Here is a 13,595-nt window from a genome sequence, read left to right as displayed (position 1 = left end):
TCGGAGGTAGACATCGTGTCGAAGCACGAAAGCGGTCCCCGCGAGGGTGTCAAGGGCGTCGTCGAGGACGTCAAGGGCAAGGCCAAGGAGGCCGCGGGCATCGTCACCGGCAACGAGAACCTGGAGAAGGAAGGCCGTGTCCAGCAGGACAAGGCCGAATCCCAGCGTGAGGCCGCACAGAAGGAAGCCGCCGCCGAGAAGGCACGGGCGGAAGCCAACGTCGACGAGGCGCGCCAGCAGGCGTACCAGCGCGGCGACTGATCGCTGACGCATCACTGGTGGGCGGGTCGCACGACCCGCCCACCAGCGCGTTCTGGGCGAGATTCGGCACATCGGACAGTGCCCGGGCGTACCGTGGCCGAAAAGGTCAGGCAGCTTGTGGACGAGAGAGGACCTCGCCATGACGACCACGACAGCACCGACCACAACCGCACCCACGAGCACGCTCGGCATCGATCTGGGCCTGCTCGTCCTGCGCCTCGCGCTCGGCCTGACGATGGCCGCGCACGGCGCGCAGAAGCTCTTCGGTTGGTTCGGCGGCAACGGCTTGGACCGCACCGCCCAGTTCTTCACCTCGGAGGGTTATCCGGGGGGCAAGGCGGCCGCGCTCGTCGCGGGCGCCTCCGAGGCTTTCGGCGGCTTGGCCCTTGCCATCGGCCTGCTCACACCACTGGCCGCGGCGGCCATCCTCGGCGTCATGGTCAACGCCATCGCCTTCAAATGGGATGCCGGGTTTTTCGGCAACAAGGGCGGCATCGAGTACGAAGTGCTGATCGCCTGTGCGGCCGCCGCCATCGCACTGACCGGTCCCGGCCGGTTCGCCGTCGACAGCGCACTACCGGCCCTGCGGAACTATCGCGTCGCGTACGGCTTCGCCGCGATAGCCCTCGGCATGATCTCGGCGGGCATCGTGCTGCTGGCACGCAACTGATCCGGCACCCACCGCAACGAAAACGCCCGGCGCACAAGGCCGCACGCACCGAACGACGCCCCTCGCTGTAATACAGCTGTACCGGAACCGGTGCGGCGACCACGTCGATCACCCGTGACCGTAGAATCGCCGCCACCGAAGCAGGCACGACGAGGCGAGGGCACATGGTTGATCCGCGGGCGACCAACGAGGATCTGACCGCGAAGGCGCGGATCAGGAACGCGGCCATGGACCTGTACGCCCAGTACGGCGCGGAGCGGGTGTCGTTGCGCGCGGTGGCGGCCGAGGCGGGCGTCACGCTCGGACTCGTTCAGCACCACTTCAAGACGAAGGCGGGCTTGGAGGCGGCGGTCGACCAGCTGATCGTCGACTATTTCGCGCACACGGTGGCGGCGGTGCCGGTAGCGGGCGACGCCGCACAGGTCGCCGCTGCCCGGGACGAAGCGGTGCATCGGATGCTCGCGGCCAACCCCGCGGTGGTGAACTACCTGCGGCGCGCGGTACTCGAACCTTCCGGGACCCGGATCGAGCTGCTCGAGTCGCTGATCGAGCTGACTCGCCGCGAAGTGATCGGGCTGCGTGAGGCCGGTGTCGCCTCCATCGACCGCCGCGAGTCGACGCAGGTCGTCTCGGTGCTGGTCAAGCAGCTCGGCGAGCTGCTGCTCGCGCCGCTGGTCGAGGCGGTGTGGGAGCGGGTCGCCACGCCGGACCAGACCGAGCGGCCCCGGTTGAGCATCACCGTGCACACCTGAGAACTCATCCCCATCACCTACGATGCGACCATGTCGCGCAGCACGTCGACCGACACGGAGCTGGAGCGGTTGGCCGAGGTGCTGGCCGATCGCCGGGTCGCGGTGCTGACGGGCGCCGGCGTCTCCACCGACAGCGGCATCCCGGACTATCGCGGCCCCGATTCGCCGCCCCGCAATCCCATGACCTACCAGCAGTTCGTCGGCGATGCCGCCTTCCGCCAACGCTATTGGGCGCGCAATCACGTCGGCTGGCGACGGATGGACGCCGCCCGGCCCAACGCGGGGCACCGGGCGCTCGCCCTCCTGGAACGTCTCGGCGTCGTCACCGGGTTGATCACCCAGAACGTCGACCTGCTGCACACCAAGGCGGGTCACCGCACAGTGATCGACCTGCACGGCACCTATGCCCGCGTGCGCTGCCTCGGATGTTCCGCGCTGATCTCCCGAATGACGCTCGCCGATCGGCTGGAGGCGGCCAATCCGGGCTTCGCCGCGGCCGCCACCGCCACCGGCATCGAGGTCGCGCCGGACGCCGATGCCGTGGTCACCGACACCGAGAGTTTCCGCATGGTCGACTGCGCCCAATGCGGCGGCATGCTCAAGCCGGACATCGTCTACTTCGGCGAGAACGTGCCGAAGGATCGGGTCGCCGCCGCCTTCGACCTCGTCGACGAGGCCGACGCACTGCTTGTCGCGGGCTCCTCGCTCACCGTCATGTCCGGCCTGCGCTTCGTCCGCCGCGCCGCGAAGAACGGCTCTCCGGTGGTGATCGTCAACCGCGGCCGAACCCGCGGCGACGAAATCGCCGCCCTCGCCCTCGACACCGGCTGCTCCGAAGCCCTCCAATCCCTCGCCCGGCACTGCGCGAGCACGGCGCGAACGGCCACCTTCGGATAGAAGTTGTTGTGGCGCTGCCGGTTCGGCGACGTATCCGGCGCGCCTCTCTGGCGAATCACTCCGCGTACCTGGTGCCGCACTCGACGGTCGCCGGGATGGCTAACCCGCGGTGGAAAGTTTTGTCGCCGAGGATGTTTCGGCCTTCGGTCCCATGACACGCTCGGCGAGCCAACGCAAGACGCGGACGGGCAGGGTCCACCGGGCCGGGTGGCGGACCGAGCCGGTGAGAGCACGTTCGGCGCGGTCGAAGCAGTCCTCGAGGCAGGCGTCGTGCATCCAGCGGTAGGCCAGCGGCCAGGTGAGGCGGGCGGGCCCGCGGGCGTGCATGGCGAGCAGGTGGATCAGATCGGCGCCGCCGTCGGCGGTGGGCTGAACGGTGCATTCGTGGAACCCGTCGAAGCCGCGGGGACCGGTGAATCGGAAGCGCACCCAGCGCCCGGGTTCGTAGTGCTCCACCGTGTAGCGGACCGGACCGTGCCCGCCGACGGCGCCGACGCCGAGCGGACGATCGAAGAGCATCGGCGGCCAGGCCGGGGCGGGCCAGAGGCGGTCGTCCTCGCTCGCCAGCGAGTCGAGCAGCGCCCCGACCTCCGCGGCAGGGGCCGGCAAGCGCCGCACGTGAATATTGATGACGGCCATGGTTTCTCGCTCCTTCTTCAGCCGTGTACGGAGAGGCGGCGGTGGCGCCGCCAGTAATCGGCGGTGACGGCCGACAGCAGGACCGGCCACAGCGCGGCGGGCGCGTAGCAGGCGGCCATCAGCCGGGCCCAGCCGGAGTCCGGGCGATCCGCGAAACCGCTGACCCGGTCCCAGTTCCACGCGCTCATCGCGACGATGAGCAGGACCGCCGCCGCGCCCGCCGTCGCCGTGACCGCGGGCAGCGCGGGCGGCACCCGACGACCGGCGACGGACGGGAACCAGCGCGGGAACCGCTCACCCCATGGCGACACCAACGCGAAAGTCAGTGCGGCACAGACCAACGACGCCACGCTCAAACCGATGACGTACACGGTTCCGCCGCCGGGAATGTCTTGGAAAGCCAATTGCTCGTCGCTCCACCCGAGATCGACACCGACTCCGACGAGCACCCGCCACACCGCCGAGGGCGCGACGGCCGCGACGGTTCCCCACGCCGCCCATCGCGCCCACGCGGGCGGCTCGATCCCGGCGTCCATCCGATCCACCTCCATTTTAGAGAACTACCTCTAAAACAGAATTAGAGCATATCCTCCAATACATGGGAAGACCCCCGAAGCACGACGTCGATCGGCTGCTGGACGCCGCAGCGGAACTCCTCGCCGCGGGCGGGCCCGCCGCCGTCACCATGTCGGCGGTGGCCAAGGCGGTCGGCGCGCCGAGCGGATCGGTCTACCACCGGTTTCCGGATCGGCCCGCGCTGCTCGCCGCGCTGTGGACACGGACGCTGAGCCGGTTCCGCGACGAACTGCTCACCGTATTGACCCTCGATCCGCCCGAGGAGGCGATCCGCCGCGGCGCACGCGCGACCCTCGTCTGGGCACGGCGAAGCCCCCGCGAGGCGGCCGTGCTGCTCGCGGGGGCGCGGGAATTGGGCGAACGGGAGTGGAGCGAAGCGGCGCGCGCGGACACCGCGCGGGCCAATACCGCGATACAGAACGCGCTGACCGCACTGATCGCGCGCACCGGCGACGAGGGCGCCCGAGCGACCGACCGCGTGCTGCTCGCGCTGGTCGATCTGCCCTACGCCCTGGTCAGGCGGTATCTACGCACGGGACAGGAGATTCCGGCCCACGCCGCCGATCTCGCCGAGCAGGCCGCGACGGCACTGCTCGGCGCACCGGATTAACGGCCGAGAGCGCTCTCCAGTTGCTTCTTGGTCATCTTGGAGCGGCCCTTGATGTTGCGCTTCTTGGCCTCGTTGTACAGCTGGTCCCTGGTCGGGCCCTTCGGACCGCTGCGTCCCGAACGCTGGCCGCCGCGCTGCTGCGGCGACTTGTCCTTGACCGAGGATCGGCTCGCGGTCTTGCTCTGGCCGGACTGCGCGCGGTTCTTGTTGACGGTGCGGGCCGCGATCTGCTTGGCGCGCTTGGTGCTCGCGCCGCGGTCCTGCGCCGAATCCTTGATGTGTTCGTACTGCCGTTCCTGTTTGTCGGTCCATTCCTTCGGCATGTCACACACCTCCTCATCGATCGGGTACCCGGGATACGCCGGAGAAACCGGCTCTGGCCGAGAGAAAACCGTTACTGGTAAGCGGGATACCGCTGGTCGGCGAGCAGCCGGGCGAGGTGCGCGGCGTTGCGGGCCATGGCGGCGGTGGCGCTCGCGACCGGTTCGGGCACCTCGTCGAGGTCTGTGTAATCGGTGGTCTCCATCGCGCGGCCGTTCCAGTAGGTGCAGCCCTGCGCCGGGATGGTGAAGCCGATGTCGTTGAGCGCCTGGAACATATCGGCCACGATCTTGTGCGCGCCGTCCTCGTTGCCGACGACCGCGGCCAGCCCGACCTTGCCTACCATCGCGGGCCGCCCCTGCTCATCGGTGTTGGACAGCTCGGCGTCGAGCCGCTCCAGCATCCGCTGCGCCACCGAGGACATGTGCCCGAGCCAGGTCGGGGTGGCGACGAGCAGGATGTCGGCGGCCATGATCTGTTCGCGCACTCGCGGCCACTGATCGCCCGCGCCTTCGTCGTCGGTGACGCCGGGATGGATGTCGTAGTCGACGAGCCGAAGCACCTCGCCCTTCACGTCGTGCTCGGCCAGCCGCGCCAGCGCCTGCCTGGCGATGAGCTCACTGCTGGATTCGCTCGGTGACTTCTTCAATGTGCACACCAGCGCCAGCGCGGTCGGTGCTGTCATGATCGAGCCTCCTCGGTTCGCGTTCGGTCAGCTCCTCCTTCGTGGCACTACCCGGAGATCCGCGCGGCAATCCGGTGCGCCGCCAGCGCGACCCGCCGCGCGGGCGCCCTCGTGCGAGACTGGGCCGGTGAGGCGTCAGCGAGTGGAGGGCAAGTCGTGACCGAGCCGAGCAAGCCCAGGGTGGAGACCAACACCGGCGAGAACAAGGCGCTCGAACCGCCCGAGCGCGGAGATGTGATCGGCACCGGGCTGTTCTGGCTGGCGAAATGGGCGCTGTGCGTCGTCGCGATCGCCGCGGGCGCGTGGGTGCTCGGCTGGATCATCGCGCGCCTGTGGGTGGTGATCCTGCCGATGGCGCTGGCCGTCGTCGTCGCGACCGTGCTGTGGCCGCCCACGCGCTGGCTCACCAAACACGGTCTGCGGCCTGCGCTCGCCGCGTCGCTGTCGATACTCGGCTTCCTCGGTCTGCTCGCGGGGGTCATCGCGCTGATCGTGCCCTCGGTGGTGGATCAGGCGCCGGAATTGGCCGACAAGGCGACCGAGGGCGTCAACCGGGTCCGTGACTGGTTGCAGGGCCCACCGCTGAACATCCGCGACGAGCAGCTCGATTCCGCGGTGGACGCCATCGTCTCGCGGTTGCAGTCCAGCGCCGAGCAGATCGCGACCGGCGTCTTCAGCGGCGTCACCACCGCCACCTCGGCGCTGGTCACTCTGTTCCTGGTGCTGGTCCTCGCGTTCTTCTTCGTCAAGGACGGGCCGCGCTTCATGCCCTGGCTGCACAGCGTGACCGGGACCCGCGGCGGCAGGCACTTCGAGGAAGTGCTCGGCCGGATCTGGGTCACCCTCGGCGGTTTCATCCGCACCCAGGCGCTGGTCAGCCTGATCGACGCGGTGTTGATCGGCGCGGGCCTGGTGATCCTGGGCGTCCCGCTGGCCGCGGTGCTCGCCGTGCTCACCTTCCTCGGCGGCTTCATCCCGATCGTCGGAGCGTTCGTCGCGGGCGCGCTCGCGGTCCTCGTCGCGTTGGTCGCCAACGGCGTGACGACCGCGTTGATCGTGCTCGGCATCATCCTGGCCGTGCAGCAGCTGGAAGGCAATGTGCTGCAACCGGTGTTGCAGAGCCGCAGCATGCAGCTGCACGCGGTGGTGGTGCTGCTCGCGGTGACCGCGGGCGGCTCGCTGTACGGCATCGTCGGCGCGTTCCTCGCCGTGCCGGTCGCCGCCATCGTCGCCGTGGTGCTGCGTTACGTGGGCGAGCAGATCGACGCGGCGACCGCACCGCCGCCGGAACCGGACGACGCGGCGGAGGTCGAACCCGCGCGGTGACCCCCGCTGCGCATAACGCTGTGGCAGTGTGGGTTTCATGAAGACGATCCTGATCACGGGGGCGACGTCGGGTATCGGTCTGGAAGCCGCGCGGCAACTGGGCGAAGCAGGCGATCACCTGATACTCGTCGGACGCAATCCCGAGAAGCTCGACCGTGCCGCACGACTCGTCCGGGAGGCGGGCGCGGGACAGGTGGACACGCTGGTGTGCGATTTCGCGAGCCAGTCCGCGGTGCGCGAGCTCGCCGGAAAGGTGCTCGCGAACTACGACCGCCTCGACGTGCTCGCCAACAACGCGGGCGCCTACTATCCGCAGCGCGTCGTCACCGGCGACGAGGTCGAGGCCACCTTCGCGGTCAACCATCTCGGCGGCTACCTGCTCACCGAGTTGCTGCTCGACCTGCTGCGGCGCAGCGCACCATCGCGTGTCCTGTTCACCTCGTCGGTCATGCACTACGGCGCCGACCTGGACTTGGGCGACCTGAACCTGTCGCGCGGTTACTCCGGCGAAAAGGCCTACAGCCAGTCCAAGCTGGCCAACATCCTCTACGTGCGCGCGCTGGCGCGGCGGCTGGAAGGCACCGGGGTGACCGTCAACGCCTTCCATCCCGGGGCGGTGGCGACCGGGATCTGGGACGCGATGCCGTGGTGGGGCCGGCCGTTCGCGGCGATCGCCAAGCGGGTCTTCATGATTCCGGCCGCCGAGGGCGGTCGCAGGCTCGCCTATCTCGCCGCCGCGCCGGAGCCCGCCGAGCACAGCGGACGCTATTTCCAGAACAACGCGCTCAAGACCCCGTCGCGCCGAGCCCAGGACGACGCGCTCGCCGAGGAACTCGACAAGGTGAGCGCCCGGCTGGTCGGGTTGTGAGGCGTACCTCTCGAATCCCGGATTCGCTCCGGCCGCACGGGGGCTCGGACGAAAATGGTCCGGCCAGGCGGATGGACTTCAGCGATCCGCGAGCACGGCGCTACCCAAGAATTCGTCGATGACCGCCCAGCTGGCCGCCTCCGGCCCGGCGACGAGCCCGAGGTGGCTGGCGCGCGGCACTTCGACATAGCGAGCCTCGGCCGCGCCGGTGAGCACCCGCACGCCCGGCGCGACCGTGGCGGCGGGCGCGATGTTGTCCGAGGGGCTGCCGACGAGCAGCACCCGGCAGCTCACCTTCGCCATCTCGATCACCCGGTCCGCGCCGAGCGGGACACTGCCCTTCGCCATGTGGTTGCCGACGATCATCAGCCGGTGGTTCTGCCGGTAGAGGCGGCCGGGATAGCCCGGCATCCGTCCGATGAACCGGTCGATCGCCTCCATCCGCGCCAGCGCCTCGATGCGACCCAGATTGCGGGCGATGAACCAGGGGCGCATGATCTCGCGCGGCAACGCCATGCCGCGGAACCCGAGCTGCACGGCGAACGCCGGAATACCGCCGAACAACGCGGTGGACCAGGCGACTTCGCGGCCGCCGGTGACGCGGGCGAGCAGCCGGGACGGCGCGAGCATCGGATGGCGCCGGTAATCGATCGGGGTGCCGAGCGCGGTGACCGAGGCGATCGGCAGGTCCGCGTGCTCGGCGGCGGTGAGCAGGGCCAGAGTGCCGCCGAGCGACCAGGCGACGACGTCGACCTCGGCCCCACCGTGCTCCGCGCTGACCGTGGCGATCGCGGTCGGGACGATGTCGTCGATCCACTCCTCGAAGCCGAGATTCCGGTCGGCGTAGGTGATCCGGCCGTAGTCGACGATGTAGGGGGTGCGCCCGGTGTCGAGCAGGAACTTGGCCAGGCTCTGCCCCGGGCGCAGATCGAAGCAGGAACTGTGCACCGCGAGCGGCGGCACCAACAGGACCGGATTCCCGGAACCGTGCGCGCCCTCGTAGCGGCGCAGCTGCCGGTGCGGCTCGTCGTAGAGCACCGTCGAAGGAGTCGGGGCAGGGGGTTCGACGCCACCGCCGAAGGTGAGCGCCCAGCCGTTGTCGAGCGCATGCGCCAGCTCGGTGAAGATCACGCTTTTCCTCAGTGCACGGACGGATTCGAGTCGGTCGCCGGATCGTTCCCAGCAGCACCGAGTGTAGATAACTGTTACTCGAAGTTACAATTTCGGTGGCGGATTTCACCGGCCGCTTGCGGACACGGCGATGCGCTTGCCCGGCTCTCGCATGACGCGGCAGCGGGCGACGAGCTCGACGGTGACCGCGACGGCGCACGTCTGGGCGAGCAACAGACCCGAGAGAACCAGGATCTGGACCGCGCCCGCCTGGATGGCCGAGCCGCTGGCGATCAGCACGCCGACGAAGGCGCCCGGCAGGGTGACCAATCCGACCGTGCGGGTCTGGTCGACGCCGGGCAGCAGCGCGTCGGCGGCGGTCGGGCGGATCACCTCCAGCCGGGCGTCACGTTCGGTGAAGCCCAGGCTCAGCGCGGCTTCTACCTCGCCGCGCCGCTGCTCGACCGCGTCGAGGGCGCGGCGTGCCGCCAGCGACGTCGCAGTCATGGCGCCGCCGAGGACGATCCCGCCGACCGGCACCACCGCGACGCCCGTCATCGGGACCACACCGCTGAGCAGCATGGGCGGGAGAACCGCTCCGACGCCCGCGCCCAGCGCCAGCGCCAGCCACGGCGCGGACTTCCCCGCACCCGAGCGCCGCGCCGAGGTCACCACCGCGGCGACGAACATGACGGCGAGCACCAGGATCGCCGACCACAGGTGCGCCAGCGCCGCTGCCAGCACGAGCGCCACGATCGCCAATTGCACGGCACCGCGAAGGGCCGCGCGGGGCGCGACGAACGGCGAACCGAGTCTCGACACCCGATACACCGTGGCCGCGCCGATCGCCAGCGCGAGGCACAACGCCGCCAGGCCGAGATCGGGCCGTATCGCCGCGTTCATCCGCGCTCCGCGATGGGACTCACCGTCCAACGATCACACACGACCAGGCCGCCGCCCAACCGCCGAACGGGCCGCCCGCGGCCCCTGCCACCGGCCGTCGTCGCGGATTACCATGCAGGGAGGGCTCGAAGAGGAGTCGCCTCCCACCGATCGTTCGTTCCGCTTCCGGAGGAGGACGTATGTCCTACCCGCTTCCCGCGAAGGTCTGTCTCACCGGCCAGGATTGCCGCTGCCCCTCGGTCACCCTGTTCCTCGTCGCGGAACCGCTGATGCCGGGCGGGAACATCCTGCATCTGATGGAGCAGGCGACCGTCGACGATCCCGACGCGCCGCCGCGGCCCGATGTGGCGCTGGTCGAGTCGCTGGAGACGCCGACCGTGCCCGGCCGCTCCGAACCATCGATCCACGCCGAGTTGCGCCCCTGCACCACGCACCTGCCCGACCCCGAACGGCTGCGCGCGATCCTGCACGACCACCTGATCATCGATCCCTTCGGACTCGATCTCGGCGACCGCGCGGAGGTGACCCGGCTGGCACTGCTGCCCGAACGCCGCATCGGCTTCCGCCGCAGCGAGGACTTCCAGGCCGAATCCATCCGCCAGGCCATGCTCGCGGTCTACCGGCACTTCGAGCTCGACCAGCGCGCGCCGCTCGTCTACCACGGCTTCGCGGACCCGACCACCGGCTGGTTCGCCCTGCGCACCGCGCTCGCCTGAGCCACCCGCGCGACGGACCTTCCTGAGCCACTCGCGCACCGCGGACTTGACCTTCGCACCGCGGACCTGCGGCCACCGCGCCGCCCGGCGCTTCGAACCGATCACCGGGCGCGCGTCACCGCGGGCGTGATCACGAAGTCGAGGCCGAAGTTGTTGAAGGTCAACGGAAGTGGGCTGTCCGGCGACAGCGCGGGCGTGGAGCGGAGCCGGTAGTCGGCGGCGTCCACCAGGTGGGCGAGCAGGGTGCTCGTGGTGAAGAGCACCAGGTTGCGGCCGGGGCAGACCGCCGGGCCCGCGCTGAACGGCACCAGCTGCGGGTACTGCTCCGCGAGTCCCTCCAACCAGAGGTCCGGGGCGAAGCGGTCGGCGAAGGGCAGCAGCTCGGTATCGCGATGGAACGCGGGGACCACGATCATCAGCGCGGCGCCGCCCTCGATGGTGAACCGGTCCGCGCCCGTCCGCCACTGCGTGTCCTCGGTGATGTCGCGCAGGATGACCGGCGTCGTCGGCCACAGCCGCACCGATTCCAGGACGCAGGCGCGCAGGTAGTCGCGGGTCTGCGGGGTGTGCGGGTCGGCGGCGTCGGCAGTCGCGCGGGCGTGCTGATCCGGGTGGGTGGCCAGTAGCGCCAGGGCTCGGCTCGTGGCGATGCCCGCCGCGTCGAAAGCGAAGAGCCAGTGCGGAATCTGGCCGACCGGGTCCACAGCGCCACCCGCGGCGGTCGCCGCCAGCGCGCCGACAAGGCTGTCCGGATCGGCCGCTTCCACGTAGCGGTAGAGCCGTTCGGTGAAACGATCCCGCCGCCCGCGCTGCGGTAGCGCGAGGAACGACCAGTTGGCGGCCGAGCGCAACTTCCACAGTTCGTCGGTGATCGCCTCGTCGTCGCGTCCGCGCCTGCCGAGCACCAGCCGCCGGACCAGCCGCCACCAGTCCGCGGTGAACTGGTCCGCGTTGAGGTGGCCGCGGCGCAGCGCGGACGCGGTCAGGTCGCGCGCCTCGTCGGCGATGATCTCGGCGAACGGTTCGGCGAGGCGATGCAGCGGCGCGGAGGTGTCCAGCGCCGCCTCGTTCACCGCTCGCCGCTGCGCGCGCACCGGCCCCTCCGAGAGCAGCACGCCGTGCGGCTGGAACTGGCGCAGTGCGGCGCGCTTCTCGCGATTGGCGGGATCGAACGGCCGCGGCGCGTCCGCGAGCACCCTGCCGACGTCGTCCGGGTCGAGCACGATCACGATGCGACGCCCCGGCAGCACCAATTCGACTGGGCCAGCGCCGAACTCGGCACGCAACCGACGCATGCGCGCCACCGCGCGCCGGTCGGCCTGCGTCCGTTCCAGCACCCCCATGACCGCGCGTCTGCGGGCGATCACCCCCGAGGCGATCGATGCGAAACCCAGGTCGGCCAGCGTCGCGAGCGCTCGCGCGCCCACCAGCCGGTTGCCGTGGTTGCCTGCCATACAGCCTCCTCCCGCTTCGTTGCCCTTCGTGAGGGCCGACGTCGAGCGCGTACCCGAGGCCGCACGGCCGAAACGGGCGACGCCCGCGGCGAACCTCCCGCCGCGCCGCCGCTACGCCCGCAATTCGGTGGAGATCGCGCCGACGAAATCTTTCAGATCGCCGGGCGCGCGCGAGGTGATCAGCGTCCAGCCGTTCTCGGACGAGCGCACCACCGGCTCGTCGACCCACGCTCCGCCCGCGTTGTCGACATCGGTGCGCAGCGAGTGGTACGAGGTCAGCGTCTTGCCCCGCAGCAGATCGGCCTCGACGAGCAGCCACGGCCCGTGGCAGATCGCGGCGACCGGCTTGCCCGCACCGGCGAATTCCTTGGCCAGCGCGACGGCGCGATCGTCGGCGCGCAGCTTGTCCGCGTTCACGGTGCCGCCGGGCACCACGAGCGCGTCGAAGTCGTCGATGTCCACCGCGTCCAGCGCGGCATCGGGCGAGACGACCTCGTCCTTGTCCACGTCGTGCTGAAAGGTCTGCACCGGCTCCGATTTCGGCGCCGCGTGGGTCACCCGCGCGCCGCGTTTGCGTAGTTCGTCGCGCGGCACCAGCAGCTCGTCGTGCTCGACACCGGTGTTCGAGGTCACGACCAGCACCCGCACGCCGTCCAATTCAGCCATGAGCGACTCCTCTCGATCGACCCCCTCCCCGATCGGCATGCCGCGATTCCCCGCCGCTAAACCTGGCCTCACCCCAGCGACCCGGGCTCGCTCCAGACGTCGGGTCGCACCACGCGCCTGCTGCGCCCGCGCGGATCGAGAATGTGCCCGAAGAGCTTGTCGTGGCGCAGCGTGACGGTGCGCTCCGCGACGCGCAGCGCGGGATGGGCGGCGGCCAGCCCGGCTTCCAGGCGCGGGATGTCGGCGAGACTGTGCAGGTTGGCCTGGATGAGCAGGTTGTGACCGCCGCTGATGGCGGCGCAGTTGCGGGTCTGCGGGAGCCGGACGATCGCGTCGCCGATCTCGGCGAGCCGATCCGGTGGCACGTCAAGCCACAGGGTCACCGCGACCGGCCAGCCGCCGAGCGGGCGGGCGAAATCGCAGCGGAACTGGAGCAATCCGAGCCGGGTGAGCCGATCCAGCCTGCGCTTCACCGTCGAGGCGCTGGTGCCGACGACCGTCGCCAGGTACTGGTGCGAGGCCCGCCCGTCCATGGCGAGCTGCGCGAGCATCGCGCGATCGGCGTCGTCGATGCTCACCGCGCGCACCGGCACCGACGGCCGCGGCGGCGGGATGTCCAGTTCGGCGCGTTGGTCGGGCGCGAGCGCGTCGATGCGCCAGCGGCCGCCCTCGGTGAACATGTGCGTGACGATCCTGGCCCGCACCGCCGCGACGTGCGGGATGGCGGGCAGCACGTCCAGCGTGTAGTGCGACATGGTGGCCAGGTCGCGCGCCCCGACGGTGGCCAGCAGGTTGTAGGTGCCCGCGCAGCGCTCGACGGTGACCATGTGCGGGTGCTCGCACAGGCTGCGGCTGACCGCGGCCGCGGCGTCGGCGGTGCAGCCGATCTCGACATAGGCGATGGTGATCTGGTCGAGCAGCCGCGGGCCGGGCGAAGGACTCACCCAGGCCACCCCGCGCCGGGTGAGCCGCTGCCAGCGACGGGCCACCGTCACCGGATCGACGCCGAGCGCGTGGCCCAATTCCGACCAGGAACCGCGCGGGCGGAGTTGCAGCGCATTGATCAGGGCGAGCTCGTCCTCGCTCAGGAGTGCGGCGTCATCCTGCATTCGCGGTTCCCATCGTGCCTGATTCCTGCATT

At 70.4% G+C, this 13,595-nt stretch carries 17 protein-coding genes; 8 read left to right on the top strand and 9 right to left on the bottom strand.

From position 1 onward, the window contains the following. Nucleotides 1-15 precede the first annotated feature (15 nt). The 4 genes from AB0H49_RS19540 (at nt 16) to AB0H49_RS19525 (ending at nt 2,580) form a co-directional block, all read left to right on the top strand. Complete coding sequence (locus AB0H49_RS19540; protein ID WP_354999114.1) at nt 16-261, top strand: CsbD family protein; 246 nt, start codon at nt 16-18, stop codon at nt 259-261. Nucleotides 262-400: 139 nt separating this feature from the next. Continuing rightward, nucleotides 401-931: a DoxX family protein gene (locus AB0H49_RS19535; protein WP_357253263.1), complete on the top strand. Its 531-nt coding sequence runs from the start codon at nt 401-403 to the stop codon at nt 929-931. Nucleotides 932-1,095: 164 nt separating this feature from the next. After that, complete coding sequence (locus AB0H49_RS19530; RefSeq protein WP_354999112.1) at nt 1,096-1,683, top strand: helix-turn-helix domain-containing protein; 588 nt, start codon at nt 1,096-1,098, stop codon at nt 1,681-1,683. 30 nt (nt 1,684-1,713) lie between these two features. After that, the gene (locus AB0H49_RS19525; protein WP_357253261.1) at nt 1,714-2,580 is read left to right on the top strand and encodes an NAD-dependent protein deacetylase; all 867 of its coding nucleotides are present in this window, start codon (nt 1,714-1,716) and stop codon (nt 2,578-2,580) included. Nucleotides 2,581-2,679: 99 nt separating this feature from the next. On the opposite strand, the gene AB0H49_RS19520 is transcribed toward AB0H49_RS19525, so the two are convergent. Next, nucleotides 2,680-3,219 (bottom strand): SRPBCC family protein, encoded by a 540-nt coding sequence (locus tag AB0H49_RS19520; protein WP_357253259.1) that lies wholly within the window; start codon nt 3,217-3,219, stop codon nt 2,680-2,682. A 17-nt stretch (nt 3,220-3,236) separates the two neighbouring features. After that, complete coding sequence (locus AB0H49_RS19515; protein WP_357253257.1) at nt 3,237-3,755, bottom strand: hypothetical protein; 519 nt, start codon at nt 3,753-3,755, stop codon at nt 3,237-3,239. A gap of 62 nt (nt 3,756-3,817) precedes the next feature. On the opposite strand from AB0H49_RS19515, the gene AB0H49_RS19510 reads away from it, so the two are divergent. Then, on the top strand, nt 3,818-4,405 hold the full coding sequence (locus AB0H49_RS19510; RefSeq protein WP_357253255.1) for a TetR/AcrR family transcriptional regulator: 588 nt from the start codon (nt 3,818-3,820) through the stop codon (nt 4,403-4,405). Here the strand turns inward: AB0H49_RS19510 and AB0H49_RS19505 are convergent. Continuing rightward, on the bottom strand, nt 4,402-4,728 hold the full coding sequence (locus tag AB0H49_RS19505) for a plasmid stabilization protein (protein WP_354999107.1): 327 nt from the start codon (nt 4,726-4,728) through the stop codon (nt 4,402-4,404). The genes AB0H49_RS19510 and AB0H49_RS19505 overlap by 4 nt on opposite strands. A gap of 71 nt (nt 4,729-4,799) precedes the next feature. Further along, nucleotides 4,800-5,411, bottom strand: coding sequence for an NAD(P)H-dependent oxidoreductase (locus tag AB0H49_RS19500; RefSeq protein WP_354999106.1), 612 nt, complete (start codon nt 5,409-5,411; stop codon nt 4,800-4,802). A 180-nt stretch (nt 5,412-5,591) separates the two neighbouring features. Between AB0H49_RS19500 and AB0H49_RS19495 the strand changes: the two genes are divergently transcribed. Both AB0H49_RS19495 and AB0H49_RS19490 read left to right on the top strand, forming a co-directional pair. Next, a complete protein-coding gene (locus AB0H49_RS19495; protein ID WP_354999819.1) occupies nt 5,592-6,737 on the top strand; it encodes an AI-2E family transporter in 1,146 nt (381 codons plus the stop codon). A gap of 37 nt (nt 6,738-6,774) precedes the next feature. Then, entirely contained in the window at nt 6,775-7,605 is an 831-nt protein-coding gene (locus AB0H49_RS19490; RefSeq protein ID WP_354999105.1) for an SDR family oxidoreductase, read from the top strand. Between the two features lie 78 nt (nt 7,606-7,683). On the opposite strand, the gene AB0H49_RS19485 is transcribed toward AB0H49_RS19490, so the two are convergent. After that, nucleotides 7,684-8,736 (bottom strand): alpha/beta fold hydrolase, encoded by a 1,053-nt coding sequence (locus AB0H49_RS19485; RefSeq protein ID WP_357253252.1) that lies wholly within the window; start codon nt 8,734-8,736, stop codon nt 7,684-7,686. Nucleotides 8,737-8,841: 105 nt separating this feature from the next. Beyond that, nucleotides 8,842-9,618 (bottom strand): ABC transporter permease, encoded by a 777-nt coding sequence (locus AB0H49_RS19480; protein WP_357253250.1) that lies wholly within the window; start codon nt 9,616-9,618, stop codon nt 8,842-8,844. Between the two features lie 179 nt (nt 9,619-9,797). Here AB0H49_RS19480 and AB0H49_RS19475 point away from each other — a divergent pair, with 179 nt between their 5' ends. Then, nucleotides 9,798-10,334, top strand: coding sequence for a hypothetical protein (locus AB0H49_RS19475; RefSeq protein WP_357253248.1), 537 nt, complete (start codon nt 9,798-9,800; stop codon nt 10,332-10,334). A 101-nt stretch (nt 10,335-10,435) separates the two neighbouring features. Here the strand turns inward: AB0H49_RS19475 and AB0H49_RS19470 are convergent, their stop codons facing one another. The 3 genes from AB0H49_RS19470 to AB0H49_RS19460 all read right to left on the bottom strand — a co-directional run bounded on the left by AB0H49_RS19470 (nt 10,436) and on the right by AB0H49_RS19460 (nt 13,563). After that, a complete protein-coding gene (locus AB0H49_RS19470; protein WP_354999101.1) occupies nt 10,436-11,788 on the bottom strand; it encodes a cytochrome P450 in 1,353 nt (450 codons plus the stop codon). A gap of 111 nt (nt 11,789-11,899) precedes the next feature. Further along, nucleotides 11,900-12,454: a type 1 glutamine amidotransferase domain-containing protein gene (locus tag AB0H49_RS19465; RefSeq protein ID WP_354999100.1), complete on the bottom strand. Its 555-nt coding sequence runs from the start codon at nt 12,452-12,454 to the stop codon at nt 11,900-11,902. A gap of 68 nt (nt 12,455-12,522) precedes the next feature. Beyond that, nucleotides 12,523-13,563 carry an AsnC family transcriptional regulator gene (locus AB0H49_RS19460; protein ID WP_357253246.1) on the bottom strand — a complete coding sequence of 347 codons (1,041 nt, stop codon included), beginning with the start codon at nt 13,561-13,563 and terminating at the stop codon, nt 12,523-12,525. Between the last annotated feature and the right edge of the window lie 32 nt (nt 13,564-13,595).

Origin of the sequence: Nocardia sp. NPDC050713 (assembly GCF_040654315.1) — a bacterium.
In the GTDB taxonomy this organism is placed as follows: domain Bacteria; phylum Actinomycetota; class Actinomycetes; order Mycobacteriales; family Mycobacteriaceae; genus Nocardia.
Note: the sequence above shows the minus strand (reverse complement) of the source record. Positions and strands in the feature narration are given on the sequence as shown.

Bases quoted from the DNA above. Each gene is read 5' to 3' on its own strand.
- AB0H49_RS19530 (WP_354999112.1), top strand. From the start codon at position 1,096: ATGGTTGATCCGCGGGCGACCAACGAGGATCTGACCGCGAAGGCGCGG.
- AB0H49_RS19515 (WP_357253257.1), bottom strand. From the start codon at position 3,755: ATGGACGCCGGGATCGAGCCGCCCGCGTGGGCGCGATGGGCGGCGTGG.
- AB0H49_RS19475 (WP_357253248.1), top strand. From the start codon at position 9,798: ATGTCCTACCCGCTTCCCGCGAAGGTCTGTCTCACCGGCCAGGATTGC.
- AB0H49_RS19480 (WP_357253250.1), bottom strand. From the start codon at position 9,618: ATGAACGCGGCGATACGGCCCGATCTCGGCCTGGCGGCGTTGTGCCTC.
- AB0H49_RS19505 (WP_354999107.1), bottom strand. From the start codon at position 4,728: ATGCCGAAGGAATGGACCGACAAACAGGAACGGCAGTACGAACACATC.
- AB0H49_RS19470 (WP_354999101.1), bottom strand. From the start codon at position 11,788: ATGGCAGGCAACCACGGCAACCGGCTGGTGGGCGCGCGAGCGCTCGCG.
- AB0H49_RS19465 (WP_354999100.1), bottom strand. From the start codon at position 12,454: ATGGCTGAATTGGACGGCGTGCGGGTGCTGGTCGTGACCTCGAACACC.
- AB0H49_RS19490 (WP_354999105.1), top strand. From the start codon at position 6,775: ATGAAGACGATCCTGATCACGGGGGCGACGTCGGGTATCGGTCTGGAA.
- AB0H49_RS19535 (WP_357253263.1), top strand. From the start codon at position 401: ATGACGACCACGACAGCACCGACCACAACCGCACCCACGAGCACGCTC.
- AB0H49_RS19460 (WP_357253246.1), bottom strand. From the start codon at position 13,563: ATGCAGGATGACGCCGCACTCCTGAGCGAGGACGAGCTCGCCCTGATC.
- AB0H49_RS19500 (WP_354999106.1), bottom strand. From the start codon at position 5,411: ATGACAGCACCGACCGCGCTGGCGCTGGTGTGCACATTGAAGAAGTCA.
- AB0H49_RS19525 (WP_357253261.1), top strand. From the start codon at position 1,714: ATGTCGCGCAGCACGTCGACCGACACGGAGCTGGAGCGGTTGGCCGAG.
- AB0H49_RS19510 (WP_357253255.1), top strand. From the start codon at position 3,818: ATGGGAAGACCCCCGAAGCACGACGTCGATCGGCTGCTGGACGCCGCA.
- AB0H49_RS19520 (WP_357253259.1), bottom strand. From the start codon at position 3,219: ATGGCCGTCATCAATATTCACGTGCGGCGCTTGCCGGCCCCTGCCGCG.